The organism is Antrihabitans auranticaus, from assembly GCF_016481275.1.
Classification (GTDB): Bacteria; Actinomycetota; Actinomycetes; order Mycobacteriales; family Mycobacteriaceae; genus Antrihabitans.
This window is the reverse complement of record NZ_JAEMNW010000001.1, coordinates 1,345,070-1,369,914: the sequence shown is the minus strand read 5'-3', so window position 1 is coordinate 1,369,914 and position 24,845 is coordinate 1,345,070. Positions and strand designations below refer to the sequence as shown.

At 64.0% G+C, this 24,845-nt stretch carries 26 protein-coding genes and 1 pseudogene; 12 read left to right on the top strand and 15 right to left on the bottom strand.

From position 1 onward, the window contains the following. Position 1: 1 nt before the first annotated feature. Positions 2-493: a GAF domain-containing protein gene (locus tag JGU72_RS06370; RefSeq protein WP_199682835.1), complete on the bottom strand. Its 492-nt coding sequence runs from the start codon at positions 491-493 to the stop codon at positions 2-4. 96 nt (positions 494-589) lie between these two features. Here JGU72_RS06370 and JGU72_RS06365 point away from each other — a divergent pair, with 96 nt between their 5' ends. Next, entirely contained in the window at positions 590-1,969 is a 1,380-nt protein-coding gene (locus tag JGU72_RS06365) for a styrene monooxygenase/indole monooxygenase family protein (protein ID WP_199682834.1), read from the top strand. 53 nt (positions 1,970-2,022) lie between these two features. On the opposite strand, the gene JGU72_RS06360 is transcribed toward JGU72_RS06365, so the two are convergent. The 9 genes from JGU72_RS06360 to JGU72_RS06320 all read right to left on the bottom strand — a co-directional run bounded on the left by JGU72_RS06360 (position 2,023) and on the right by JGU72_RS06320 (position 10,394). Further along, positions 2,023-2,448 (bottom strand): nitroreductase family deazaflavin-dependent oxidoreductase, encoded by a 426-nt coding sequence (locus tag JGU72_RS06360; RefSeq protein WP_233531151.1) that lies wholly within the window; start codon positions 2,446-2,448, stop codon positions 2,023-2,025. A gap of 67 nt (positions 2,449-2,515) precedes the next feature. Next, positions 2,516-3,814 (bottom strand): hypothetical protein, encoded by a 1,299-nt coding sequence (locus tag JGU72_RS06355; protein WP_374101092.1) that lies wholly within the window; start codon positions 3,812-3,814, stop codon positions 2,516-2,518. Positions 3,815-3,917: 103 nt separating this feature from the next. Continuing rightward, positions 3,918-4,226, bottom strand: a complete 309-nt coding sequence (locus JGU72_RS06350; protein WP_199682832.1) for a hypothetical protein — start codon at positions 4,224-4,226, stop codon at positions 3,918-3,920. 11 nt (positions 4,227-4,237) lie between these two features. Further along, positions 4,238-5,101 carry an HpcH/HpaI aldolase/citrate lyase family protein gene (locus JGU72_RS06345; RefSeq protein ID WP_199682831.1) on the bottom strand — a complete coding sequence of 288 codons (864 nt, stop codon included), beginning with the start codon at positions 5,099-5,101 and terminating at the stop codon, positions 4,238-4,240. A gap of 33 nt (positions 5,102-5,134) precedes the next feature. After that, positions 5,135-6,634, bottom strand: coding sequence for a flavin-containing monooxygenase (locus tag JGU72_RS06340; protein ID WP_199682830.1), 1,500 nt, complete (start codon positions 6,632-6,634; stop codon positions 5,135-5,137). A gap of 33 nt (positions 6,635-6,667) precedes the next feature. Beyond that, complete coding sequence (locus tag JGU72_RS06335; RefSeq protein WP_199682829.1) at positions 6,668-7,249, bottom strand: TetR/AcrR family transcriptional regulator; 582 nt, start codon at positions 7,247-7,249, stop codon at positions 6,668-6,670. Beyond that, on the bottom strand, positions 7,230-8,156 hold the full coding sequence (locus JGU72_RS06330) for a sterol desaturase family protein (protein WP_199682828.1): 927 nt from the start codon (positions 8,154-8,156) through the stop codon (positions 7,230-7,232). Before JGU72_RS06330 ends, JGU72_RS06335 begins: the two co-directional genes overlap by 20 nt. 57 nt (positions 8,157-8,213) lie before the next feature. Next, positions 8,214-9,575 carry a phenylacetate--CoA ligase family protein gene (locus JGU72_RS06325; RefSeq protein ID WP_199682827.1) on the bottom strand — a complete coding sequence of 454 codons (1,362 nt, stop codon included), beginning with the start codon at positions 9,573-9,575 and terminating at the stop codon, positions 8,214-8,216. 21 nt (positions 9,576-9,596) lie between these two features. Beyond that, positions 9,597-10,394 (bottom strand): DUF1460 domain-containing protein, encoded by a 798-nt coding sequence (locus JGU72_RS06320; protein ID WP_199682826.1) that lies wholly within the window; start codon positions 10,392-10,394, stop codon positions 9,597-9,599. A 110-nt stretch (positions 10,395-10,504) separates the two neighbouring features. Here JGU72_RS06320 and JGU72_RS06315 point away from each other — a divergent pair, with 110 nt between their 5' ends. The 4 genes from JGU72_RS06315 (at position 10,505) to JGU72_RS06300 (ending at position 13,352) form a co-directional block, all read left to right on the top strand. Continuing rightward, complete coding sequence (locus JGU72_RS06315; protein WP_307828318.1) at positions 10,505-11,326, top strand: lysophospholipid acyltransferase family protein; 822 nt, start codon at positions 10,505-10,507, stop codon at positions 11,324-11,326. 4 nt (positions 11,327-11,330) lie between these two features. Then, entirely contained in the window at positions 11,331-11,771 is a 441-nt protein-coding gene (locus tag JGU72_RS06310) for an SRPBCC family protein (RefSeq protein ID WP_199682824.1), read from the top strand. Between the two features lie 43 nt (positions 11,772-11,814). Then, the gene (locus JGU72_RS06305; protein WP_199682823.1) at positions 11,815-12,318 is read left to right on the top strand and encodes a hypothetical protein; all 504 of its coding nucleotides are present in this window, start codon (positions 11,815-11,817) and stop codon (positions 12,316-12,318) included. A gap of 71 nt (positions 12,319-12,389) precedes the next feature. Beyond that, entirely contained in the window at positions 12,390-13,352 is a 963-nt protein-coding gene (locus JGU72_RS06300) for a hypothetical protein (protein WP_233531149.1), read from the top strand. A 6-nt stretch (positions 13,353-13,358) separates the two neighbouring features. On the opposite strand, the pseudogene JGU72_RS30575 reads toward JGU72_RS06300, so the two are convergent. Continuing rightward, positions 13,359-13,586, bottom strand: a pseudogene (locus JGU72_RS30575) (LuxR C-terminal-related transcriptional regulator); the annotation flags it as partial. Between the two features lie 238 nt (positions 13,587-13,824). Here JGU72_RS30575 and JGU72_RS06290 point away from each other — a divergent pair. The 4 genes from JGU72_RS06290 to JGU72_RS06275 all read left to right on the top strand — a co-directional run bounded on the left by JGU72_RS06290 (position 13,825) and on the right by JGU72_RS06275 (position 18,251). Beyond that, positions 13,825-14,163, top strand: coding sequence for a helix-turn-helix domain-containing protein (locus tag JGU72_RS06290; RefSeq protein ID WP_199682820.1), 339 nt, complete (start codon positions 13,825-13,827; stop codon positions 14,161-14,163). Between the two features lie 31 nt (positions 14,164-14,194). Continuing rightward, the gene (locus JGU72_RS06285) at positions 14,195-14,896 is read left to right on the top strand and encodes a hypothetical protein (RefSeq protein ID WP_199682819.1); all 702 of its coding nucleotides are present in this window, start codon (positions 14,195-14,197) and stop codon (positions 14,894-14,896) included. Positions 14,897-15,028: 132 nt separating this feature from the next. After that, positions 15,029-15,991 (top strand): acyl-ACP desaturase, encoded by a 963-nt coding sequence (locus JGU72_RS06280; protein WP_199682818.1) that lies wholly within the window; start codon positions 15,029-15,031, stop codon positions 15,989-15,991. Positions 15,992-16,040: 49 nt separating this feature from the next. Further along, entirely contained in the window at positions 16,041-18,251 is a 2,211-nt protein-coding gene (locus tag JGU72_RS06275) for an EAL domain-containing protein (protein WP_199682817.1), read from the top strand. 1 nt (position 18,252) lies between these two features. Here the strand turns inward: JGU72_RS06275 and JGU72_RS06270 are convergent, their stop codons facing one another. Both JGU72_RS06270 and JGU72_RS06265 read right to left on the bottom strand, forming a co-directional pair. Then, positions 18,253-18,447 carry a ferredoxin gene (locus tag JGU72_RS06270; RefSeq protein ID WP_199682816.1) on the bottom strand — a complete coding sequence of 65 codons (195 nt, stop codon included), beginning with the start codon at positions 18,445-18,447 and terminating at the stop codon, positions 18,253-18,255. Further along, on the bottom strand, positions 18,447-19,640 hold the full coding sequence (locus JGU72_RS06265; RefSeq protein WP_199682815.1) for a cytochrome P450: 1,194 nt from the start codon (positions 19,638-19,640) through the stop codon (positions 18,447-18,449). Before JGU72_RS06265 ends, JGU72_RS06270 begins: the two co-directional genes overlap by 1 nt. A gap of 111 nt (positions 19,641-19,751) precedes the next feature. Between JGU72_RS06265 and JGU72_RS06260 the strand changes: the two genes are divergently transcribed. Next, a complete protein-coding gene (locus JGU72_RS06260; protein WP_199682814.1) occupies positions 19,752-20,411 on the top strand; it encodes a TetR/AcrR family transcriptional regulator in 660 nt (219 codons plus the stop codon). Position 20,412: 1 nt separating this feature from the next. Here the strand turns inward: JGU72_RS06260 and JGU72_RS06255 are convergent, their stop codons facing one another. After that, on the bottom strand, positions 20,413-20,997 hold the full coding sequence (locus tag JGU72_RS06255; protein WP_199682813.1) for a TetR/AcrR family transcriptional regulator: 585 nt from the start codon (positions 20,995-20,997) through the stop codon (positions 20,413-20,415). A gap of 80 nt (positions 20,998-21,077) precedes the next feature. On the opposite strand from JGU72_RS06255, the gene JGU72_RS06250 reads away from it, so the two are divergent. Together JGU72_RS06250 and JGU72_RS06245 are read left to right on the top strand one after the other, a co-directional pair. After that, on the top strand, positions 21,078-22,223 hold the full coding sequence (locus tag JGU72_RS06250; RefSeq protein WP_199682812.1) for an acyl-CoA dehydrogenase family protein: 1,146 nt from the start codon (positions 21,078-21,080) through the stop codon (positions 22,221-22,223). 355 nt (positions 22,224-22,578) lie between these two features. Further along, the gene (locus tag JGU72_RS06245; protein WP_233531147.1) at positions 22,579-23,226 is read left to right on the top strand and encodes a TetR/AcrR family transcriptional regulator; all 648 of its coding nucleotides are present in this window, start codon (positions 22,579-22,581) and stop codon (positions 23,224-23,226) included. On the opposite strand, the gene JGU72_RS06240 is transcribed toward JGU72_RS06245, so the two are convergent. Further along, entirely contained in the window at positions 23,219-24,829 is a 1,611-nt protein-coding gene (locus JGU72_RS06240; protein WP_199682811.1) for an FAD-dependent monooxygenase, read from the bottom strand. The genes JGU72_RS06245 and JGU72_RS06240 overlap by 8 nt on opposite strands. Positions 24,830-24,845: the final 16 nt, after the last annotated feature.

Below are 24,845 nucleotides of genomic sequence, written 5' to 3'. Positions count from 1 at the left end.
CTCAGCGATCGCCGAGGGTTCGCAGGAACACCTCGGCGATCGCTTCGAGGCCGTGTCGATCCGCCTCGTCGAATCGGTCAGGTGCAGGGCTGTCGAGGTCGAGCACGCCGACGAGTTCGCCACCGAGCACAAGCGGCACGACGATTTCCGATCGAGTCTCCGCGTCGCAGGCGATGTGCCCCGCGAATGCGTGCACGTCCGGGACGAGTTGAGTCTGTTGGGTCGCCGCAGCGGTGCCGCACACGCCCTTGCCGAGCGCGATTCGAACGCATGCAGGCTTGCCCTGGAACGGTCCGACGACCAACTCGTGGCCGTCGAAGAAGTAGAAGCCCACCCAGTTCACCTCGGTCAACGCATGGTAGATCAGCGCAGATATATTGGCCGCGTTGGCAATTCGGTCGGTCTCTCCTGTCACCAATGCTTCGGCCTGGTCGGCGAGCTGGCGATATTGTTCAGCCCGGTCGCCGTGGAGTTCCGTGACAGTGAACGACATAGTGCAATCGTAGGCGGTCGGCAATCGCGATAATGGAATCGATTCGCGGTGATCGCAACCCTGCTGAAACATGCACGGCGAAGCAAGAATTCGATCATGACCACACAGAATTCCACGTCCCCATCCACCCGGACCGCTGCAATCATCGGCGCTGGCCAGACCGGAGTGACCGCTGCTCTGGGCCTGCTCGACGCCGGTTTCGACGTCACCATCTACAGCGACCGTGACCAGCGGTCGTTGCGCAACGACGTTCCCGCCACTGGCACCGCGCTGGAGTTCGGCGAGACGCAGCAGGCCGAGGTTGCCCTTGGCCTCGATCCTTATACGTCCCGTGCACCCCGGCACTCCGGGCTGAGCGTCCGAATCGCCGGTGCCGAGAATGCAGAGCTCATCGCGTTCGACGGCAACTTCGACGGGTATGTGGGCGTCGCGGTCGATACCCGGCTCAAGGCCGATGAGCGGCTGACAGCATTCCAGGAGCGTGGCGGCAAGTTCGTCGTCGAGCAGGTCACACCCGAGACGCTCGACCGGATCGCGGCCGCTAACGCTTTGACCCTCGTCGCGACCGGTCGTGGCGGCCTGTCGGATCTGTTCGCCATCGATCCGGTTCGGTCGGTGTACGACGCGCCGCAGCGAAAGTTGCTGACCGTCACGGTCACCGGACTCGGCTTCGACGAGGGCGTCTTCGCCCACCGCAGCCCTGCGGGTGGCGCGCACAGTGGTTTCTCTATCCTCGCCGAGCAGGGTGAAGGCTGGTGGGGCCCGTACCTGCACAAGGACGCCGGCCCGAGCTGGGCGTTCCTCGGCTGGGCGCGGCCGGGCAGTGACTGGGAAAGTCGTTTCGCCGCAGCCGATTCTGCCGAATCCGCGCTCGGCATCGTCAAGGACCTCTACCGCGACTACATCGACTGGGATCTGCCCGAGGTGCTCGCCACAGAGGTCATCGGCGAGGACCCGCATTCGTGGCTGAAGGGTGCTGTCCGCCCGGTCGTTCGTGCAGGTGTCGGCCGGACCGCGAGCGGTCATGTCGTCGGCTCACTCGGTGATACGTCCGTCGCATACGACCCGATCGCCGGCCAGGGCGCGCAGAGCGGCCTGATCCAGGCGCAGCGACTCGTCGCCGCCGCGGCGGTGCACGATGGTGCGTTCGACGAAGAATGGTTGACGGGGCAGTACTCGGCGTTCCTTGCCGCGCGGTCCGACGCAGCGAACAAGGTCACCCGGTTGTTCCTGAGCGATCCCGAGTTCGCCGACATCGGCGGACAGTTCTTCGCGACGGCTGCGGTCGATCCGCGGTTTGCCTCTGCGCTGGTCGGTCTGCTGCATCGGCCACAGCCGTTCCTGGGCGTCGACTCCGTCGAAGCAGCGGGCGCGTACATCGCGCAGGTCACCGGCGAAGACCCCGCCGCGTTGCTGGCGCGCTTCGCGCCGGCGGGCCGATTCGAGCGGTCGACGTTCGCGCCGGCGCTCGTCTGAGCCTGGCTTTCCGATCCAGCACCGCGGCCCTGTGGGTCGCGGTGCTGGCTCTTCTACGGCGTTGTTCGAGAAAGTACGAAGACAGGAATGACCCGCTTCGTTCGGGTTTTGTACAGATCGAAGTTCGGCCACACGGAAACCAGTACTTCCCAGAGGGTTTCGCGTTCGGGGCCCTGCACTTCCCGCCATTTCACGTCGATCTTCTCGCGCTCGAAGACGATCGACGCGCCGTCACTGGCGCGCAGGTTGTGAACCCAGACCGGCATCTTCTCGTCGCCGAAGTACGACCCCGCAACCAGCCATTCCCCATGGTGCGGAACGCACAGTAGCGGCGTGGTCCGCGGGACACCCGTCTTGCGGCCGGGCACGCTCAGCATCATGTTCGGCAGCCCGGCAATGTCCAGGATGCTGACGCGTCCGCGACTGACCTGCTGCAGGCGTCGGTCGGTCTTCTCGATCAGGGGAAGTGCTTTCGGCATCCAGGATATGGCGCCGATTCGAACAGCCAGAGGAGTAAGTAAGCCCACGGGCGAACCCTAGCCGACGTCAGCCCGCCGGGTTGTCGAAGCAGGCCTGTGCGCCGCCGGCCTCGAAGGTAGCCGTATTGCAGTAGACCGAGCGTGGGTAGTAGGGCCCCATCGTCGACGCCGGATCGGAACCGGTGTTCTGGGAAAACTGAATCGAATTCGGATAGAACGCCGCAGACGGGAGCATGTACCGCATGAACAGCACCTTCTTCGGCACCGAGGTCGACCCCCAGTCGAGCACCGTGACGCTCGGGTCGGTCGCTGCGCGCGCCGGGACGTCGCCGGCGGCGGCCACAACGTAGGTGTAGTCACCCTGGCCGTTTACGCCGGTCTGGAAGTCTGCGGCGCAGGTCACCACCGGATATGGCGAAACCTGATCGTTCTGGCACATCGACCAGTAACGGACCTGCGTGTCGGAGCCGGCGACCGTCTGGCCGGAACGGGTGTCGGGGAAACTTGGTGCCCGACCCTGGACCACAAGAATTCGCTGCGGGCGGTACGTCAATCCGGCACCGATGTACTTGTTGTCGCCGTTCGGGAACAGACCTGAGGTGCTGGCCGGATTGACGAAGACCGCTTCGGGAACATTGCCCGGGAACGCACCGGAAGCCGCACCCGCGACGACTCGATCGAACAGCGCTTGCAGCACCATCTTGCCCGGTCCATCGGGCATCGTCGCCGGGTTGAATACCGTGTTGCATGTCTGCAGTGGCACCGATGCGCCGTTGGCGTGCGTGAGTGTGACGGCCGGTAACGGCACGCCTCCTGGAGCCGAGCTCGGGTTGTCGGGCACGTAGACCCGGATGATGAGGAAGCCGAGCGGCACGGTCTGGGGGTCGACACCCGATGGCAGTCCTTGAATCTGATTGCGCTCGTGATCGGCCGCTCCGCTGACGACGGTCGCATGCCACTGGCGTTGCGGTGGTGCGAACGAAGCCGCGGCCGCGTCGACGAAGGGATTGCTGCTACCCGCATCGGGACGAATCTGGTTGTCGCGCAACGTATCGATCGTATTGAAGTCGGTTCCGTAGGTGTTGAGCGACATGTACCGCGCGTATGGGTACGTGCCGGACAACTGAATGCTGTCGCCCGGTGCGAGGGCGTACGGCAGCACCCAGTACGTCGCGTTCGTGTCGGGGAACGCGATGTTGAGAACTTGATTGTTGGACATGAATTCCCACGCACACTGCGGCACCGCGCCTAACCCGGGTGGTGCGGCAGTTGCAGGGCCGGCGCCGATCAGCAAACCGCACGCTGCGATCGTTGCTGTCACACAGGAGATTACGGTGATTTTGGTGCGATTCAACGCTGCGAGCATGGCGATCTCCGATGCAAGAAACTCCGGTGTGGAACTGACCAGCACTTTATTCGCAGTGTGGCACGTGCAGAGTAGTTCAGCGCCGATTTCGGCGAAAGATGATCTAGTCGGATTTGTCGCTGCTCGAGTCGATCCCGAAGTCGACGGTGATGACCTCCAGAATCTCGTCACCGAGCACGATCTCCCCGCGGTCTACGAACGTGGACGTGAACGTGTCCTTGGGTGTGATCGCGATCGTCAGCAGAGTTTCGTGTTCGAGGGCCTCGCCGTATCGGTGTTCGACATTGATGAGCAGGCCCGCGACGAGAGATTCGGTGACGCTGTCGCCGATCCGGAATTGCGAGAGGATCGCAAGGTACTTGCCGATGTGACCCACTGTCAGATTGTCTGTCGTGACGCGTTCGATTGTCATGCTGCGTCAACTTATACCGCGGGTGCCCCTGACGTCTGTAGCACCGCGAATGCGGTTGCCAACTGCGTGATCTTCCGCGCCCGGCTGATCCGGGGCGGGTCGCTACCGTCGCGGATCACACTGCCGCGCGCGGCGAAATCCGCGAGGAATTCGTTGGCCCACTCGACGTCGGAGAAGGTCGGGCTCATGGTTTCGTTGACGACGGGCGCCTGGGCAGTGTCGAGGCACAGCTTGCCCGTGAGACCGAGACCCACCGACATCGTCGACTGTTCGCGCAGGATCGACCCGAGGTCGCCCACGGTCGGTCCGTCGATAGGGCCGGGCAGGTTGCCGATCCGGCTGGCGACGACGAGACGTGAGCGGGGATATGCCATCGCGATGGGGTCGGCGCTGGTGCCGGTATCGCGGCGGTAGTCGCCACTGCCGAACGCCAGTCGGAAGGCACCGCGGGCGCGGGCGATGCTCGATGCTTCCTCGATTCCGAGCGCCGACTCCACGAGAGCCATGACGGGTGTGGCGCCGCCGAGTCGATCGAAGGTATCGGTGATCTGTTGTGCGGACTCAGCTTTGGCGAGCATGACTCCGGCGAGGCCGGGTGCTCCCCGCAGCCGGTCGACATCGTCGGACCAGAAGGGAGTCTCGCAGCTGTTGATACGTACCCAGGCAGAGTTGTGTTGCAGCCAGGCTGCGACGGCATCGCGCGCGGCGGGCTTGAGTACCGGATCCACCGCGTCCTCGACGTCGAGGACGATCTGGTCGGCCTCGGAAGCCTGTGCGGGATCGAACAGTTCGGCGCGCGCGGCGTTAACCAACAGCCACGATCGGGCCATTCCGGCGTCGATCGGTCGACGCACGGGGGTCGTCTCCAGTTCCATACCCACCACACAACCGGCCCTGCACCCGATTTCCTAGATTGCGTGCATTGTGTGCGCGGCAGACAGAAGTGACCAGTAACGCGCCTCGCGCGCGGTGAAGTCGTTGGACGTTATCGCTCCGAAAGCTGCAGCGTCGCGGGCGAATCGGGCCGGGGCGTCGGGTAGAGCGTCGGGACCTTCGAGGCGAAAGCTGCTCGGCGCCAACGGTCCGAACAGCAGGCCGCGGCGTAACTCCGGCCAACTGTCGAGGTGCGGCTCCACCCCCGCTGCACGAGCGAAGGTCAAGGCCGCCAGGTTCATTCGCGTCTTCTGTGGCATGCCGCGCCGCGAGCGGTACACATCGATAGCCAACTTTCGGTCGGCGGGATTCGTTGCGGGGATCGTGCCGCCCCACGTGTAGGCGATCCAGCGGGCCTGCAGTTCCATGGGAACGAAGTAGCCACCGGACTGGTCCCACATGCCCATGAACGCGAGGCCGGGAAGGTCCGGATGGAAGGTGTACCGGTCGGCGTCGAGGTGCACAGCGTCGAGATCGAGGATTGCCTGGACTTCGTTGCTCAAGAAGGGCAGGCGAAGCTCGAATCCGGTGCCGAACATAATCGCGTCGAAATCCTCGGCATGTCCGTCGGCGAAGGCGACAGTCGTGCCGGAGACCGATGTCATCCAGGGCCGCACCGAGATTCGGCCCTCCGCCACGAGCGGCAGATACTGCTGGTTGAGCGTGACGCCTGCTTTGAAGAGCGACGGATCGGGCGTCGGAGCGCCGTATTGCTCGGGGCTGCCACCGGCCTCGACGACGATTTCTCGCAGCTGGCGGTCGACTTCCGGTGCGGGGAGCTGCTCGGTGGCGAGTGTGCCGTAGCGCGTGAATATTCGGTGATCGGACGGAACCCCAGCGGCGAACTTCGGCAGGACATACCGCTGCCGCCGCTGCGTGACGACGACGCGTGCAGCGCCCTGCTGGGCGAGGTCGGCGGCGATCTCGAGTGCACTGACCGCACAACCTGCGACAAGCACGCGCTGGTTCCGGTACTGCGCGGAATCACGATAGTGATACGTGCTCGTCGCACCTGCCGATCCGGCGAACGTGTCGAGCCCGGGAACCGCGGGGATTGCGGGGGCCTGAAACCTGCCGGTCGCGACCACCACTCGCTCGAACGACTCGTCGCCGTCCGCGTGGCTCACCACCCAGCCGGTCGCGTCCCGTCCGATGTGCTCGACCGAGGTGCCGAACCTGATGCGCGGGACTAGGCCGAACAGCTGGGCGTAATTCTCGAGGTAGTCGAGAATGCTTCTGCTGGAGGGGAATACGGCGTCATCGAGTGGATCGAGGTCGCTGAACGCGGTCAGTACGCGGCTCGTGTTCGTATGCATGGAAGGCCACACGCCACTATGGCCGGGCAGTCCACTCCACTGACCGCCGAGGCGGGAAGTCTGCTCGAAGATGGTCGGCTCGAAGCCCTGTGACAACAGCCAGCGTGCAACAACCAGCCCGCCGGGCCCGGCTCCGATTACCGCGACGCGTCCCACCATCGGGAAACTGTCGCACGACCACCGCCCCGAACGCTACGGTGCGATGCCGCTGAGGACGGCCAGGATTCGCCCGCTTCGTTCGTTCATCTGCGCCGCTGTCTGTTCGGGATGGCGCAACCACCAGCGCACCAGCGCGGTCACGGCGCTCATCCAGAGGTCGGTGAGGACCGAGATGTCGTCCGGGTCGGTGAAGCTCGCGGGCTCTGCCAGTCCCGATACACCGCGGGCAGCCTGCCCTGCGATGGTCAGCCGGACCTGTCGGGCGGCCTCATGCGCCGGACCGCCGGCCGGTGGCGTGCGATCGTTGATCACGTTCCAGTCGTTCGGGCGGGGTTCGAGTGCGTCGAAGATTGCGGCAAGCGTATTCGCGGCGGTCCGAATTGGGGAGTCGCCGGCGGACAACACCCGCTCGATCGGGTCGACCAGGTTGTCGCCTGCCCTCTTCACGCACGCGATGAAAAGACCGTCTTTGGAACCGAAGTAGCTGAGCACCAACTGTTTCGACACGCCGGCCGCGGTTGCGACAGCGGAAAGGGCAGCGCCCGCATAGCCGTACCGACCGAACTCGGCGGTTGCCGCGTCGAGGATCTGTTGCTCACGCTGTGCGCGTGGCACACCTTTCGAACCCACCGCTCTCGTTTCCGGCACCCTCGCATTGTGCAGGTGCCTGGCGGGGAGCCCAACCCGGCGGGCAGACGATGTATCCGATCTTGTCGCGCCAGCGGTCGGCTCGGCGGACGTCGGCGATAATTTTCCCGTACTCGTGATACTGCAGCTTGAACACGTTGTGGGTGTCGACCGGGGTGGTCAATCCGTAAGTCGGAGTGTGCAGTTCGCGTTGGAAGGTGCCGAACATGCGGTCCCAGACGATCAAGATCCCCCCGTAGTTCCGGTCGAGGTACTCCGGGTCGCTGCCGTGGTGAACACGGTGGTGTGACGGGGTGTTGAACACGAATTCGATGGGGCGCGGCAGCTGTCCGATGGTCTCGGTATGGCTGAAGAACTGATAGATCAGGTTGAAACCGAACGCGACGTAGATGGTCCACGGTGTGAACCCGAGAAGGGGTAGCGGTAGCCAGAAGATCGCCTCGGACCAGGGATTCCACTTTTGCCGCAACGCTGTGCCGAGGTTGAAGTACTGACTCGAATGGTGCGCCTGATGTGCAGCCCAACCGATCCGGACCCGATGTGAGAAGCGGTGATTGCAGTACCACGTGAAGTCGACGACCACGAACAACAGCAGCCAACTCCACCAGGTGTTCGACGGAATGTGCCACGGTGCCAGATAGGTCCACATGATGACGAAAAGCACCATCGTGAGGAATTTGAACAGCGTCATGAAGACAAGCGCACCCATCCCCATCGTGAGGCTCGTGCGCGTATCGACTGCGGAGTAGCCTCCGCGCGTCTCGTGCTCGCCTGCCACGCGGAGTAGCACAACCTCGATGGCGATGAACACGCCGAAGAAGGGAAGTGCGTACAGAATCGGGTTCTGCACCTGTTCCCAGACAATCGACAGCATTGTTGCCTCCTCGTTGACCGATCGGTAACTTACCAATCGGTCAACTGGTCGGTCAAGTCAGCGTAGGGGAATGAATCGGCGCAGCTTCCCGCTCCCGGAGAGTCGCTGTAGGCGGTCGACGATCTGGATCCGCACAGACGCATCTGCCAGCCCCTGGACACGGAGCGCAGCAATCACCGCTGCCGCCAGCGCGACCGGATCGGGATCGCCGACCGCGAGAATGTCGGCACCGGCCGCGGTCTGCGTGACCTGGTATTCGGACACGTGCGGATCCGTGCCCAGGACGTAGCGGAAGGCGCTGGCAGGCACGGTGACCGGCCCGTAGCGGAAATCATCGTCGCGTCGGCCACCGATGTCGGCCACCCGCGCGAATGCGCTTCCACACGGGCACGGCTCGGGGAGCAGCGTGACCTGGTCGCCGAGGTCGTAGCGGATGAACGGGAAGGTCCGGTTCGCCAGACCGGTCGCGAGCGTTCGTACCGCGGGTGCGTCCGGCGCGACCGGAATGCCGTTCTCGTCGACCCGCTCGAGGACAACCTCGTCTTCGGCAATATGCAGGCCCTCGCCCAGCGCGCAGCCGACGGCCTGCACACCGATCTCGGTCGAACCCCACAGGTTGTGCACGGGTGCAGCCCACGCCTCCTGGATCGCGTGGCGGTCTTCGTCGAGAAGCGGCTCCGAGTTGGTACTGACGCGCACCGGCGAAATTGCCAACTCGCCGCGCGTTGCCGCGCGCGCAAGCCTGCCGATCACCGATGCGTAGCCGACGAGATGCGTCGGCCGGGCTGCGGCAACGGCTGCGAGCACCTCGTCGAACGGCGCGCCGACCGGGATCACGACCGTTTCCATCCCGGGCGCCGTCGGGACATCGAACAGGGGAGTGCTGGCATGCGGGGGCTCCCCTGCCGAAAGAACCGCGAGGCGCGTCGGACCAGTCGTCCTGCGCATTTCTTCGCGCGCTTGCATTCGCCATGCGAGGCACGCGGCCGAGACGAAGAACTCCCAGCCCCACACGTAGACGCCCCGCACGCCGCTGGACCCGCCCGAGCTGAAGATCTGCTCATCGCCGGACGTGTAGGAGAACCACGTCTGCCCCGCCAGAGTCTGCTCTGCGCGGGCCCGGTTCAGGCCGCCTACGGTGACGATGGAGTCCCAATTCTCTTGTGCGTCTTGCTTCGTCATCATTGGCAGCAACCCCAGGTCTGCGACCGAAGCTGTCGCTGGATCGAGGTCGCGTAGTCGCTCGGCATGGAACGGCGACCGTTCACGTGCGTAACCGAGCAGCGCGCGCAGCCGTGCGTTGCGGAAGTGCTCGATCTGCTCGCGGGACCAGTCCAGGCGTCCAACGTGGTCGTCGAGCGCGGCCTGCACCTGGTTCAGATGAGCGGAGCGCATGCGCTCATATGCCGATCGGGACATGGCACCCCTTCGTGACAGGTGTTATTGCGGTCGGTAGACGACGATTCCGGGTGTCGACTGCACATAGTCGGCGAACGGGGAGTCGACCACGGCGGAGTTCTCCGCGAGCGAGGAAGCATTGCGGAACATAGGGCCGCTGGGTGTCATGACGAAGATCCCGACGTGGGTGACGTCCAGGCCCGGGAGGTCGGCGTAGGCGCCGATGTAGTCGCCGGTCCGCAATTGGCCGATCACAGCCTGGTCCACCGCGGCGCTGGGAATGTAGGTGATGGTGCGATCGACGACCGGTAGACCGGGAAGAATGGTTCCGCCGTCGGCTTTTGCATTCAGCTGTTTGGCGACCGGCACTGCGGCAGGACTCAGCGATGCGGTTATGTCGGTTGCGAGGTCGGGCGACCAGTCGCTGAAGAAGTGTCTGCGCTGGAGGAAATCGACTTGGCCGTTGCGGTATCGCGTCGCGATGAGGTTGGCCACGAACTGCTCGCGATCCGTCGACCGGGTCAACGCCTCGACGTAGTCGAGATAGGTGAAGCAATCGACCCGTCGAAAATCGACGACGAGCTGCTCGGGTTGCGTCGCCGAGCCGACGAGCATGTCAGCGCCGTACGGCGTGCCCAGGAAATTCGCAGAGACAATCTCGATCGATTCGCCCTTGCTCACGGCTCCGGCGGCGGCGCGCAGCGCGACGAGGTCGTCGATTTCTCGTGCGGTGACGTCGTCGATATCAGCGCTCGGTGCACCGATCGCCGCTGGCGGCAATAGTGCTGCGCCGCAAGCGATTGCCAGCACGACAAGCAACACGCGAACGATGGTTCGCAAGACGCCTCCACATTCGGTCCATGCACGAGAGCAACACCAACGGTAGCAATAGAACCGGACTCGGCTGCTTCGTTTGCGTAGCGAAGGTCGGAGTGGGGTAGACGATGTGTGTGTCAGCTGACTTATCGACGGATTCAGAGCGGCCCGAACTCGCCGGTCGCGACCCGCAGTTCATCAGAACGATGCTGCCGCGGCTGTGGCTGGCGGCAACCCTGTGGTTTCGCGCCGAGGTGGACGGCTTCCGGAACGTCCCGGATGAACCGGTTCTGTTCGTCGGCAATCACAGCGGTGGGGCAAACATTCCTGACACCTTCGTTTTCGTACTGGCGTACAACACTTACTTCACGGTGACTGGACGCCCCCTCTATGCGCTCGCCCACGAGGTGGTGACGCGGATGCCGATCCTTGGCTCGCTGAGCCGCAAGATGGGTGTCGTGCCTGCTGATCCCGACGTCGCGGCAGCCATCTTCGAGCAGGGCGCTTCGGCACTGGTCTACCCGGGCGGCGACGTCGAAGCCCTTCGTCCCTCGCGCGACCGAAACAAGATCGTGTTCGACGGTAGACAGGGCTTCCTCAAGCTTGCGCACACTGCCGGCGTGAAGATCGTGCCGGTCGTCGCAACCGGTGGTCAAGACACCTTCTACGTCCTCAACGACGGACGACGGATGGCGCAATTGTTGCGTTTCGACAAGTTGTTGCGGATCAAGAGCGTGCCGCTGAGCATCAGCGTGCCGTGGGGTCTGCTGCCCGGCGACCTACCCCACATCCCACTACCGGCGAAGATCCGGATTCAGGTACTGAAACCGATCGATCTGCACGAGCGTTTCGGCGACGAACCCGATTGGGATGCCGCGTACGAGTACGTTACGAGCGTCATGCAGACCGGCCTCTCGAGGCTTGCATCGAAAACTGTTCTGCCGTTGGTCGGGTGAGCGCATGAGCGAAAGCGCAACGGTCTCGCGGAAAATCCGCCGACCCACCGATGAGGTCGCGGCGTTCGTCACCGACCCGCACGAATCGCTGCCGCTGATCTCCGGCGTCGGCAGATGGAAGTGCGTGGGTCCCGAAGGCGGCGGCGAGGGCTGGGACGTCTTCCTCGATGTCGGCGCGATCCAGATCGGCGGCCGCGTTCTCGTGACGCGACCGGACCCGTATCGCCTGTGCTGGCGGACGACACGGGGAACCGAGCACACGTTCGAGGCAGTAGTCGAACCCGCTGACGACGGCAGCGTACTGACGATGTCGGTGACCTACGACCTGTCGGGCCTGCTACTCGCGCGGCTGACCGAATTTCTGGGCCGCGGCATCCTCACCCGTCACCTCGAGGCGGCCGCGGAGGAGATTCGTCACCACCTGGAGTTCGAAAGCGGCCCCTAGCGGGCACTACCGAATCAGAATGATGAGCGGGAGGTGGTTCTCGATGAACCCCATGCAGCGAGTGCTCTGGTCGGCAGTCGGCGCGGCGTTGCTACTGCTCGGCGTGATTGCTCCCGCCGCGGCGGCACCACCCAATCCTGCGGCCCCCGATGCGGTGAGCGTTTCGGCGTGGGCAGTGAACAAGACCGTCACGATCCGAGTGACGAACAGTTACTCGGCACCGCTTACGGTCTGCGGTGTGTTTCTGTTCAAAGAGCCGAACTACCCGCACAACGGGACTCCCCAGAATTTTTGGGGCCCGGTGGATATTCAACCGGGCGAAACCAGGGAATGGGTGAGCACAACGTTCCCGATGTTCAACGGCAATTATCAGGTCTATTGGACATGCTCCGCCGTCGAGAACGGCGCGGAGGTGCGGTGGGGCACGGAAACGCCGTCGCGCAGCGCTGGTGATGGCTGGACGCCTACGGCCGCGCCGGTACCGGTCGTCGTGAACGCGCCGACCTGCCTGGGAGCTGTCTGCATCCCGCCGGGTCTGGGTTTCTGAACACCATAAATCTCGTCCGCACGGACACTTCTGGGGCTATATTTCTGGAACATTCACTCGCGGGGGTCGGATTGCCACTCACCCCCGTGGAGGTCAACGTGCCGTCGTCGGCGAAACAACACAGCTTTCTTGGCCGGGCCCTCACCGGTCTGGCCTGCCTGGGGCTCGCGGCCGCAACGCTGGCGGGTTGCGGAACGAAGGACGACGAGGCCTCGTCGGACCCGGACACGTCCGACTCGGAGGCCGATTACACCGCACTGCGCGAGGCCGCGAAGGTATTCGACTGCACGAGCGCATTCGGCGATCTTGATGCTGCCCACATCGCGAACGACGTTGCGGGGCAACGCGCGGCGGCCGCCGAATACCGGAAGATCATCGCGGCGTGGGACGAGAAGGTGCGCGCGATCGACTTCCCCGACGGCAGCCGCGAAGCGGCCGAACGGCTGTACCGGACAAATACCGATGAGCTGAACAGCCTCGACGATATGGCAGCTGCGACAGATGCCAACGAGGCCACGATTGTCGTGTGGGAGATTTTCGTCGCTGACTGGGAGAACACCGTCGCCAACGATGAACTTCAGGCGAGCCTCGGGCACCCGTCAGCGCCGGCGCTCGTCGCCGCACATCAGCTGGGACTCGCACGAAGCAAGTCCGCGAGTGCGAGCGCCGAGGCCGGACAGCCGTTCAGGGACGCGCTCGCTTCGGGAGATCTCGACGCCGCAATCGCAGCCAACGAGATCGAAATCGGCGGACTGGAGACCTATCTCGACGAAATCGACGCCATCGAATTTCCCGATTCGGTCGATTCGCAGGTCGAGCAGTTGAAGAAGGACGTGCAGGCGCAGATCGACTACGACCACCAACAGGTAGCTGTGGCTACGACTGCCGACATCGTCGAATCGCCGTCGGACGGGTCCGCCGAGGCGAAGACCGAGGCGCAAACCCACGAGGAACTGCAAAACACGCTCAACGACATGGCGCCGCCGTCGGGGCCCGATCCCGTGTGTCCCTCGGAAACCGGCACGCCGAACTGAAGGATCCTAGAGTTCGTCGATCGTGATCAGCCGATCCTGCAGGGCTCGCGCGACCAACGCGGCCTTGGTCGGCGCGGCGCGGCCCACCATGGCGTACTTGGCGCGAATCCGGGTCAGATGGGTGTTGACCGTGCCGACGGACAGATACATCGAGTCCGCGACGGCAACTTTGGAGTCGGTGCGAAGCCAGCCCAGCAACACTTCGATTTCGCGCGGCGACAAATTGGGGTGCGCGTGCTGTTCGGTCGAAGCGGCGTCATGGAATGTGGCAGTCACCGGGGTTCTCCAAACTATGAGCCGAATGCGGGCGTCCTGCATGCAATCCCCGCTGGGGAACCGCAGTTCTCGGTCGGCAACTACCCCTCGAAGAGCCGACCTCGAACGTCCACGCGGTACACCGCTCTTCATCTTTCCATATGGATATGTCTTCTGGGTAATAAGCTGAACGGCTTCCGATGCGTAAGATCAGTGCATGCCGAGCGGGAAGCGACTGGCAGGTCGCGAACAGGCTGCCATCGTGGAACATATCCGCGCAGAGATGGCGCGTGCCGGCAACATGAAGCAAAGCGAACTCGCCAGGCTCGCCGGCGTGCCGGAAACGACGCTGAGCAAGATCTTCAACGGTGACTCCGTGCTGGACGTCGAGCAGACCTCCGCAATTGCCGCGGTGTTCGGACTACCCATGTGGGAGCTTGCAATGCCCCCGGAAGCCGGTCGTGAACGTGGACTTGCGAAGCGGCTGAAGCGCGCCGTCACGCGGGATCGTGACGATATCGACGTCGACCGGAGTGCGCGGGATCTCGGTCTGTGACGACGGAAGCCCGCCAGTAGTGTGAGGCTTCGTGTCAACTGACCGGTATGGCGGCGCGCAAGTCCTCGTCGACCTCATCGCGCTCGGCGTTCCCACTGCGCTCGGCGCCGTGTGGATCGCGCGCATGGTGGATCACAATCAGCCTCGGCATCGGGAACTCACGCGCGTCTGCGGTCTGCTCTTCTTTGCGACCCTGCTCTACATTCCCGCAGTTCAGGCACAGATCGATACGCTCTCAGAGGACCACTTCGGGCTGGCGCACATGCACGTGCTCGTCGGCAGATGCCTCGTCCTGCTCGCGGCGGGCGAATACCTCTCACTCGGCGGCCGGCTTTCGAGCCGTCCGCTCCTCGTGAGTCTCGGCAGGCCGCTGGCCGCAGCCGCGGTGATCACTCTGCTGACCGTCTACGCTTTTGCGCCGATGCGATCGGACCCCGACGGCGGCGACACTGTTTTCAACGTCGTCTACGGCTGCATGGCTGCGGCCGCATCCGGCACGGTGTTCGGCGTCGCGGCGTGGGCGCGGCGGCAAGCGATCAGCCCGGAGGTCCGCCGATCGCTCAATGCCTTGGTGTGGGCGTCTGCGCTCGGCCTCGTATACGGTTTGTTGGCGGCGGCTTCGGCGAACCTGGCGCTCGTACGATTCGTGGCGGCCGGGTCATTGGTGGCCCTCGCGTTTGCGGGTGTGCGCGCAGTGTTGCGGCACCAGCGTTTGCGCCGTCTCGGCGACTGACGGCCGCTGCCGTGAAGACTGTATCTGCGATGTAGTCAGAGATGAGTGCGGAAGGGTGCGCGGAGTCCTACTGTGGACCCTGCGACGAAACCGGTTTCGGCACAGCTACGCCGCGCGAGCGAAGGGGTGCGAATGATGAAGAAGTTGTCACGGGCGGCGTTGTTGACCGAGTTGGAGCCGGTCGCCGAACAAAACCTGAACCGGCATCTTTCGGTTGCCAAGGAGTGGCATCCGCACGACTACGTGCCGTGGGACGAGGGCCGAAACTATGCCGCGCTCGGTGGCGAGGACTGGGATCTCGCCCAGTCGCAACTGAGTGAACTCGCACGGGCCGCGATGATCACCAACCTTCTCACCGAAGACAATCTGCCTTCGTATCACCGAGAGATCGGCGACAACTTCTCGTTGGACGGCGCCTGGGGTACGTGGGTCGGCCGCTGGACCGCCGAGGAGAACCGCCACGGCATCGTCCTGCGGGACTATCTCGTCGTCACCCGTGCGGTCGATCCTGTCGCGCTCGAACGTGACCGCATGGAGCACATGACCAACGGCGCGGTCGCACCGCCCGGCGGCGATGACGCGCGATTGCTGGCATTTCTCGCGTACGTGACCATGCAGGAGCTGGCGACGCGCGTTTCGCATCGCAACACGGGCAGAGCATGCAACGAACCGATGGCGGACCGGATGCTGCAGCGCATCGCCGCGGACGAAAACCTGCACATGATCTTCTATCGCAACTTGTGCGGCGCCGCGCTCGACGTCGCGCCGGACCAGACGATCGAGGGCATCAACCTCATCGTCCAGAACTTCCAGATGCCCGGTGCGGGCATGCCGAACTTCCGCCGCAACGGCGTCCTGATGGCCAAGCACGGCATCTACGACCTGCGCCAGCACCTGGAGGAAGTTGTCATGCCCGTGCTGCGGAAATGGAACATCTTCGATCGCAACGACTTCAGCGCCCACGGTGAGAAGGTCCGCGACGAACTTGCCGCGTACCTCGACGACATGGCTACCGTGAAAGTGCCGAAGTTCGAGGAGCAGCGTGACCGCTCACTGGCGAGGGACGCACGCAAACACGAGCGGACTGCCAGTTAGGTAGGCGCTGTCGAGACCTGAGAAGGACTCTTCTTCGTTGGAGGGTGCCGTGCCGGACGCATTGGACGACATGGGCATTCTGCGGTCCGTGCTGGATCGCTCACCGGACATGATCTCGGTGTCAGAGGGCAACGGACGCGTCATCTATGTCAACCCAGCCGGATTGGCGCTGGTCGGTCTGGCGGCGCTGCCTGCTGGCGAGCCGCTGTCGACACCGCAATTCTTCACCCATCTCGGCCATGTCATGGCAAGTGATGTGGAACTGGCTCTCGCCAGGTCGCGGGAATGGCGCGGCCTTACCGAACTGCGGAACTTCGCGTCAGGTCAGGCGATCCCCGTCGAGATCGCTGCCTTCACGGTCGATCGTCCGAGCGGTCAACCGAGCGTCATCGTCTCGATAATTCGGGATCGCCGGGACGAACATGACGACATTCGGTGGCAGGCGGTCATCGAGGCGTCGGAGTACCGGGCAGCCGAACAAGAGGCCGTCGCAGAGTTGAGCAAATTGGCGCTCAATGGCGAACTCGAACAACTCCTCGTCGCGGCAACCAAAGCCGCGTCGACGTTGATGGGCGTACACAGATCGATGATCACCCGCCCGATCGTGGGCGACGACGACAACATCCTGGTCGCAGCATTCACCGGGAAACCACCGCGGCCCGCGACGGTGCCGGCGGGCAACATGTCGCTGATGGGCTGCGCGCTGCTGGCCAACGACGTGATCATCTGCGAGGACCGAGACAACGAAACGAGATTCTCGACCGCTGCGATGGCGTCCTACGGATTCCGCAGCGGAGTGTGCGTGCCGATACCCGGCGCCGAAGGTCCGTGGGGTGCCCTGTCGGTCCACAGCAACCAGAACCGGATCTACACAGAGCGCGACGTGTCCTTTCTGCAGACCGTCACAGGCGTGCTGTCGGCAGCTATTCGGCGCCTCGATCTCGACCGGCAGCTGCACGAACGCAGCATGCACGATCCGTTGACCGGTCTGCCGAATCGCACGTTGGCCTACGAGCGAATAGAGCAGGCGCTGGCCAAAGCGGATGCCGAGGGCACGTCGATCGCGGTACTGCTGCTCGACATCGATGATTTCAAAATCATCAACGACAGCCTCGGTCACGAAGCCGGCGACCGAGCGCTGTTGCGGTTCGCGAGCCGCCTTGCTGCGGCCGCCCGGCCCGAAGACACGGTCGCGAGGGTCGGTGGTGACGAGTTCTTGGTCATTTCCGACCGCATCGAGGGCATCGCCCATGCGCAACGGCTCGCGCACGCCCTGACCGAGTCGATCAGCACGCCGCATCCGCCCGGCAACGAGCCCACACCGCTGAGTGCCAGTATCGGCATCGCCGTCTCGGAGCCGCATTCCACGCGACAAGAACTCATCCGACGTGCCGATTTGGCGATGTACCGGGCGAAACACGCCGGCACCGGCGGCCACGCGGTCTTCGATCACGACGACGTCTACGACGCGGACCGGACTCGCCGCTTGTCGGTCGACCTACGCAGGGCGCTCGGCAGCGACGACCTGAACCTGCGCTATCAGCCTCTGGTTGATCTCGTCACGGGTGACATCGTGGCCGTCGAGGCACTGGCGCGGTGGACGCACGCGGACCTCGGAGTAATCGACCCGGCGGAGTTCGTGGCGGTCGCCGAACGCACAGGACTGGTAGGTGAATTGGGTGAGTGGGCACTGCGGACCGCCTGCGCGCAGGCCGCCGAATGGCGGAAGTTCAGCGATATCAGCGTCCGGGTCAACGTCAGCGCACTGCAGTTGCGTGATTCGGCGTTCGTGGCGAAGGTCGCCGCAGTCGTCGCTGCGACCGGACTCGAGCCGCAAGCGCTGGGATTGGAAATCACGGAGACCGTCTGGGTCGCAGATACGGCCCGTGTCGCTGCGACACTTGGGGCGTTGCACCGCCTCGGCGTCGGAATCTCGCTCGACGATCTGGGCAGCGGCTACAGCTCCATCAACTATTTGAGCCGCTATCCGGTCTTCGAGTGCTTCAAGATCGATCGGTCCTACGTCGAAGGTCTTCCGGCGGCGCGACCCAGGGCGATCGTTTCGGCGATCGTGATGCTTGCTCGCGCATTCGATCTCACCGTCGTCGGCGAAGGAGTGGAGACCGTCGAACAGCTGGAAACCCTGCGCGCGTGCGGATGCGATCTGGCCCAAGGGTTTCTGCTCGGCAGACCGCAGTCCGTCGCCGACACCACTGCACTCCTTCGCAGCCAGTGTGCGACGCGGGAGAGCAGTTTGTAGCTCAGCGAGCGCGCAGCGCAGCGACGGGACACGCGTCGACGGCCGAATCCACCTCTGCCTCGAGTTCGCTTGGTAGGTCGGCGGATTCGAACTCGGTCACCAGTTCGCCCTCGTCGTCGAGGGCGAACACGGTCGGGGCTTGCAGGGTGCACATGCCGTGCGCTTCGCAGCGATCACGGTCGACAAATACGCGCATCAGACGTTCTCCTTTGCAGGAACGAGTTCGAGCGGAAGTTGCTCGTGGCGATGAATGATGTTGTTCATCGCCCAGGAAGGCTTGCCGTTCGGCAGTATTCGCTCGACGCGTTGGGCAAGTGCGCGCAGGATCGCTTCGGTTTCCAGACGTGCGAGCCCCTGTCCAGCGCACCCGTGGGTGCCGTAACCGAAGCCGAGTTGGTTCGTCGCGTTGCGATGTACGTCGAAGGTGTTCGGATCTGTCCATTGCAGTTCGTCGCGGTTTGCCGACGCGTACATCACGAGCACTCGTGCGTCTCGCGGAATGGTGGTATCGCCGATTTCGACTGTGCGACTGGTCGATCGGGCAAACGCACGCAGCGGTGACTCGATCCGGACGACTTCGTTGACGGCGTTCGGTATCAACTTCGGATTGGCTCTGATCTCGTCCCACTGCTCGGGGTGACTTGCGAATAGATGCAGCGCACTCGAGATTGCGCTGATCGTCGTGTCGAGCGAGGGAGCGAGATAGTCGATCATCAGTGCCGGGCACTCCGCGTGACCGATCTCGCCCGCGTCGGCTGCAACGAGAACGTCGTGGCCCATGCTGCCGTCGATGATCGACCGTTGCTCCACGACCCGCCGGGAATAGCGCAGCATCTCGATGCTCGCGGGAATGGACTTCACCGACTGCCGATTGATCGGCCCGAGTGCGTCGAATGTGGCTCCTGCCCAACGCAAGAGCTGGTCGCGCCCGGCCACCGGCCAGCCGACGAGATCGGGGACAACCGCCAACGGGAGGGCGCTCGCCAAGTCATGGACGCCGTCGATCTGCCGTCGCGACATCGCGTCCTCGACGATTCGGGTTGCCTGCTGCTCGACTGCGGCACTCATCGATCGGAGCGCGCGCGGAGTGAGTCGGTGCGCGACGAGCTTGCGGCGCCTGTCGTGCTCTTCGCCGTCGCTGTTGAGCGTCGTTCCGCGCGACATTCGGTTCGTGACACAGTTGAGCGCGACTCCGCTACCGGACGTGAAAGTCTCCGGATCCCGAAGTGCGGCTTTGCATTCGGCGTATCGCGGCAGTGCGTAGACCCGATGCCGTGGGAGCCACACGACTGGACCGAGCTCGCGCATCCGCGCGTAGTGCGGGTAGGGGTCCTGGATCGCCGCGGGGGTGTAGATGTCGGGACGGTACTGCGGAACGGTACGGGTCATGTGGTTCTCCTTCGGAATAGTTCTGACGATATCGTCACTTACGAGGCGGGGATCAGTCAAGGTTACTGACGATATCGTCATTTATGACGCGTGCTGCTAGCATCTGGGTGTATGGCTGGAAAAGAGGGCGGCGAAAGCCGCCTCGAACGACGAAAGATGCGCACTCGCGCGGCCCTGATCGCTGCCGCTCAACGGTTCATCGCGGCGGGGAAACTCAATGTGCCCGTTCTGGAGATCACCCAGGCCGCGGACGTCGGCATGGGGTCGTTCTACAACCACTTCGAAAGCAAGGACCAACTGTTCGAAGCGGCGGTCGACGAGGCTTTGGACGCGCACGGTGTACTGCTCGATGCGCTCGCCGAGCACTTCGCGGATCCGGCCGAGATGTTCGCCCAGAGTTTCCGGTTGACAGGCCGATTTCATCGTCGGCAACCCGATTTGAGTCGTGTGTTGCTCAACAGCGGTCCGGCGCTGATCACGGCGGAGCGGGGTCTCGCACCTCGTGCGCTGCGGGATATCGAAGCCGGCATCGCGGCGGGACGATTTACCGTGGCAGATCCGCAGCTGGCCCTTGTGATCGCGGGCGGGGCGGCCATGGGCCTCGGTCAGCTGTTGCAGGATCAGCCCGAGCGTGACGACGCAGAGGCCGCTGACCAGGTCACGGAAGACCTGCTGCGGATGTTCGGTATCCCAGCTGCCGAAGCGAAGGCGATCTGCTCGCTTCCGCTACCGAACTTCGACACGCTGGTGCCCAGCGGTACCGCCGCCTGAACTAGGTGCCGAGTCCGGCGGCGAGCAGCGCGGCTAATTCGGTGTAGGCCTGCGAGTCGTCGAGGCCGGTCCGGCGAATTACTTCGCGAGTCTGGATACGCACCATCATCGACGCCGCGACGTCGGCGACAAAGGCAGCATGCACGTCGCGCACGTCGCCCGAGCGGACACCGTCGGTGATCAACTGCGCAACACGGTCGGCGGCGATCGCAGTGTTCTGTTCGTAGATCTCGCGAGCGGGCGAGAATGCGGCCAAATCCTCCATGAACTGCTCGGACGCCGGGCGCAGGGCGTCACCGATGGCGAGGACGTAGGCCGTCAGGCGATCTCGTGTGCCCGTCGACGACGCAAGCACCGCTTCGGTGCTCGCGGTTGCGCCGCGGAAGAAATGGACCGTAGCGGCCCGCACGAGCTGCTCTTTGCTGCGCGCAAGTGTGTAAAGCGTCGACTTGGAGCACTTCAACCGCGCCGCGACCTCGTCGAGCGTCAGATGCGCGAATCCTTCGGTCAGGAAGAGGTGAACCAGCTGGTCGAACAGTTCGGCCCGGCGTGCGGTTGCGTGGGCTGAACTGGTGGCGCTCGACATACTGGAAACAGTACTGCAGGATCAGCTACAGTACTATTGATACTGCGAAGTTCGTCGCAGTACTGCTGCCTGGAGGACTCGTGCCCGTCGAACGCCTGCTCCCAACTGACGATGCCCGCGATCTGATCGCGTTGACCCGCGACGTGGCCGACAAAGTGCTCGCGCCAGCGGTCGATCAGCACGAAAAGCTCGAAACGTATCCGGACGGCGTCTTCCGCACGCTCGGCGAAGCGGGACTGCTGAGTCTTCCGTACCCGGAGGAGTGGGGCGGCGGTGCCCAGCCCTACGAGGTCTACCTGCAGGTTCTCGAAGAACTTGCCGCGCGCTGGGCAGCAGTCGCCGTAGCTGTCAGCGTCCACAGCTTGGCGTGCTTCCCCCTGTTCACATACGGCACCGACGAGCAGAAGGCCAAGTGGCTCCCCGAGATGCTCAGCGGCTCGATGGTCGGCGGCTACAGCCTTTCCGAGCCGCAGGCCGGATCGGATGCCGCAGCGCTGAACTGCAAGGCAGCACCGACCGAGGGTGGCTATCTGATCGACGGCGCGAAAGCCTGGATCACACACGGCGGGATTGCCGACTTCTACAGCCTGTTCGCACGGACAGGCGAAGGGTCGCGGGGAATTTCGTGCTTCTTGATTCCGAATGGGCTGGAAGGCCTTTCGTTCGGCAAGCCCGAAGAGAAGATGGGGTTGCACGCGGTACCGACCACGGCCGCGTTCTACGACGGAGCCTTCGTGCCCGCCGAACGCCGACTCGGTGACGAAGGGCAGGGCCTCCAGATCGCTTTCAGCGCATTGGATTCCGGCCGACTGGGGATCGCGGCAGTCGCCGTTGGCATCGCCCAAGCCGCTCTCGATGATGCGGTCGCCTACGCGAAAGAGCGAAAAGCTTTCGGAAAGAACATCATCGACCACCAGGGCCTCGGCTTCCTGCTTGCCGACATGGCCGCCGCGGTGGATTCCGCCCGCGCGACCTACGTCGACGCCGCACGTCGCCGCGATGCTGGACTTCCTTACTCGCGCAACGCATCCGTCGCGAAACTTGTCGCCACAGACGCCGCGATGAAAGTCACGACCGACGCGGTCCAGGTGCTGGGCGGCTACGGTTACACCCGTGACTTCCGCGTCGAGCGGTACATGCGCGAAGCCAAAATTACCCAGATCTTCGAAGGCACCAACCAGATTCAGCGACTCGTGATCAGTAGGTCGTTGGCCGCCTCGCTGTAGGCCGTTGCGGGGGTCCGTGTCGAGAGTGCGGTTTTGCAGGTGGTGGGTCGGCGTGGCGGCCTGTAGAACTATGCACTCGATGAGTGCGGTCACAGACTTGCAGGTCGACGCCTACTCGCGTTGTGGTGCAGTGTTGCCGCGCAGCGGGCACGGTCGGGCGTGCACGGCCACGGCGGAGGCGAACCGGATGGTGGAGACACTGTCGGAGCGACTCGATGCCGAACCGGGCCTGTCCGTTGTGGAGCTACGAACTGGCACCGCATGCAATCGTGCACGCCCGCAACACACTCGGCCAACACGCACTCACACTGCCGGCGTTCCGGTGAGCGGATAGCCGCGCAAGTAGGATGCGACCATGTCCACGAGCGGTGCACCCTCGCAGCCGAAGGTTCGGCGCACCCAGGAACAACGCAGCGCCGAAATGCAGGTGCGCCTACTGGACGCCACAATCGACTGCCTCGTCGAGTTCGGCTACGCCGGTACGACAACCCCACGGGTTGCCGAAAAAGCCGGCGTGACGCGTGGAGCGCAAGTGCACCACTTCCGATCGAAGACAGACCTCGTTGTCGCTGCAATTCAGCATCTCGCAGCGCGTCGCGCAGAGGCCGCGCTCCACGAGATCGGAAGCTTCAATTCTGCACAGGATCCGATACGCGGCATCCTGGATTTGTTGTGGGACGTCCATCAAGGACCGATCTTCGTTGCAACCGTCGAGTTGTGGGTTGCAGGGCGAACCGACCCGCTGCTTGCGAGCGAGATGGCCAAATTCGAACCCCTCGCGACGTCGAACATCCTGACGGCACTCCAACAAGCATTCCCCGGCCGCGACGCGAGCCGTGAACTCGTGTCCTTCATCTTCACCGCGATGGACACGATTCGCGGGATCCTGATTTCCAACTTCGTCGAACCCGACAAAACCCGCGCAAAGCGCCAATGGGACAGGGCCGCAACCGCATTGCACGCGACCGGTTCGGGACTGCTCAAGAGCTCGCGTCCTAGCTGAACGTCTTCTGCAGATACGCGACGATGCCGTCTGCTGAAATCGATCGCCCGGCGTAACCGAGGTAGCCGTCGGGGCGAACGATGAATACGGCGGACGACGAGACGTTGTACAGCTGAGCGAAATTCCCGTCGGCGTCCCGGACCGTCGGCAGAAGTGCTTCTGCAACATCGGCTTTCGGGTCCGCGACGATGTACACGTCGAGCAGTCCGTGCGCAGCTTCCGTCGCGGCTCGCGCGATGTCTTCGAGCCCGGCGAGGTCTGCCTCGGTCGTCGTCGCGTCCGCATAGATCAGCGCAGTGTGGCGCAACCTGCCGAGCAACGTGAATAGTCGCAATGGCCAGGCCACGACCTCCCGCGTCAGGCCCGTTGCATCCGGTGCACGAGTGCCCGCGTGCGGAAGTGGCTCGGCTGCATCCGATTTCGCGACGATCGGGCTGTCCGCGTAGTTGATGAGCAACTGCGCCTCGCGCCGAATGATGAAGTCCGGGTCCTTCGAATCGGCACCGATTCCTTCACGTGCGCTGCGAACCGTCCTGCCGACCACCTCTTCGCCGACAGGACGGCGCTCGGCATCGTAGCTATCGAGCAGTTCCGCGGCGCCGATGCCGCGTGCCGCCAAGGCAAGCTTCCAGGCCAGGTTGTGCGCGTCTTGAATACCGGTGTTCATGCCTTGCGCGCCGGTAGGCGGATGGATGTGAGCGGCGTCGCCGGCAATGAAAACCCGTCCGCGGCCGTAGGAATTGACGACTCGATGGCTGATCCTGAAAACCGAAGACCAGCGCAGGTTCTTTGCTGTGGTCGGCTCTGGCGAGAGCCGGTCCAGCACCGCTTGGATATGCGACAGTTCAGGTGCCCTGCCGCCTTCGAAACCGTGCGCGATCTTGTCACCGGTCGACGCGGGCGCGCTCGCGAGGTCCTCGGGCACGAACATCGACATGCGGTACCGGCGCCGGCCGGGCAGCGGAATACACACGAGTACGTCGTCGACCTTGCCGTCGGTCTGGTGTGTCGCTCGGACTCCATACTCCCGCGGTAGGTTCCAGTCGACCTCGACGTCACCGAGCATGTACTGCTCCTCGAAGGCGGCGCCTTCGAAGGTGAGCCCCAGCGACTTGCGGACCACGCTGTGCGCACCATCGCAGCCGATCAGATACTGCGCGCGGACCTCCTCGCCTGTGGACAGGACGGCACTCACTCCGTCAGCGTCCTGCTCGAAAGACGTGAGCCCGGCGCCCCGTTCGATCTCCAGACCGAGTTCGGTCAGCCGCTCGCGCAGGATCCGTTCCGTGGCGTACTGCGGCAATCCGATGAATCCGAAGGGCACGTCGGTGGGCACGACCATATCCATCCGGTTGACCTGCTCGCCGTTGACGTAGACGATCTGGCCGCGCATCTGGATTCCGGCGTCGAGGACCTGCCGCAGTACGCCCATGCCCTCGAACACTTCGAGTGTCCGGGGCTGAACGCCGACCGCCTTCGCATACTGCGGTGGTTCGAGCAGGGGGTCGACGATTCGGCACCGAATTCCCCTCCGCCGCAATTCGATTGCTGCAGTCAGGCCGATCGGCCCTGCGCCTGCGACGAGAACATCGGTGTCGGTCATCGCCTACCGTCCTTCA

Excerpts from the sequence above, each read along its gene's own strand:
- JGU72_RS06330 (WP_199682828.1), bottom strand. The coding sequence starts at position 8,156 with ATGCTGTCGATTGTCTGGGAACAGGTGCAGAACCCGATTCTGTACGCA.
- JGU72_RS06350 (WP_199682832.1), bottom strand. The coding sequence starts at position 4,226 with ATGACAATCGAACGCGTCACGACAGACAATCTGACAGTGGGTCACATC.
- JGU72_RS06345 (WP_199682831.1), bottom strand. The coding sequence starts at position 5,101 with ATGGAACTGGAGACGACCCCCGTGCGTCGACCGATCGACGCCGGAATG.
- JGU72_RS06365 (WP_199682834.1), top strand. The coding sequence starts at position 590 with ATGACCACACAGAATTCCACGTCCCCATCCACCCGGACCGCTGCAATC.
- JGU72_RS06255 (WP_199682813.1), bottom strand. The coding sequence starts at position 20,997 with ATGTCGAGCGCCACCAGTTCAGCCCACGCAACCGCACGCCGGGCCGAA.
- JGU72_RS06310 (WP_199682824.1), top strand. The coding sequence starts at position 11,331 with ATGAGCGAAAGCGCAACGGTCTCGCGGAAAATCCGCCGACCCACCGAT.
- JGU72_RS06370 (WP_199682835.1), bottom strand. The coding sequence starts at position 493 with ATGTCGTTCACTGTCACGGAACTCCACGGCGACCGGGCTGAACAATAT.
- JGU72_RS06290 (WP_199682820.1), top strand. The coding sequence starts at position 13,825 with ATGCCGAGCGGGAAGCGACTGGCAGGTCGCGAACAGGCTGCCATCGTG.
- JGU72_RS06260 (WP_199682814.1), top strand. The coding sequence starts at position 19,752 with ATGGCTGGAAAAGAGGGCGGCGAAAGCCGCCTCGAACGACGAAAGATG.
- JGU72_RS06360 (WP_233531151.1), bottom strand. The coding sequence starts at position 2,448 with ATGCCGAAAGCACTTCCCCTGATCGAGAAGACCGACCGACGCCTGCAG.
- JGU72_RS06245 (WP_233531147.1), top strand. The coding sequence starts at position 22,579 with ATGTCCACGAGCGGTGCACCCTCGCAGCCGAAGGTTCGGCGCACCCAG.
- JGU72_RS06240 (WP_199682811.1), bottom strand. The coding sequence starts at position 24,829 with ATGACCGACACCGATGTTCTCGTCGCAGGCGCAGGGCCGATCGGCCTG.
- JGU72_RS06305 (WP_199682823.1), top strand. The coding sequence starts at position 11,815 with ATGAACCCCATGCAGCGAGTGCTCTGGTCGGCAGTCGGCGCGGCGTTG.
- JGU72_RS06325 (WP_199682827.1), bottom strand. The coding sequence starts at position 9,575 with ATGTCCCGATCGGCATATGAGCGCATGCGCTCCGCTCATCTGAACCAG.
- JGU72_RS06265 (WP_199682815.1), bottom strand. The coding sequence starts at position 19,640 with ATGACCCGTACCGTTCCGCAGTACCGTCCCGACATCTACACCCCCGCG.
- JGU72_RS06340 (WP_199682830.1), bottom strand. The coding sequence starts at position 6,634 with ATGGTGGGACGCGTCGCGGTAATCGGAGCCGGGCCCGGCGGGCTGGTT.
- JGU72_RS06280 (WP_199682818.1), top strand. The coding sequence starts at position 15,029 with ATGATGAAGAAGTTGTCACGGGCGGCGTTGTTGACCGAGTTGGAGCCG.
- JGU72_RS06270 (WP_199682816.1), bottom strand. The coding sequence starts at position 18,447 with ATGCGCGTATTTGTCGACCGTGATCGCTGCGAAGCGCACGGCATGTGC.
- JGU72_RS06355 (WP_374101092.1), bottom strand. The coding sequence starts at position 3,814 with ATGCTCGCAGCGTTGAATCGCACCAAAATCACCGTAATCTCCTGTGTG.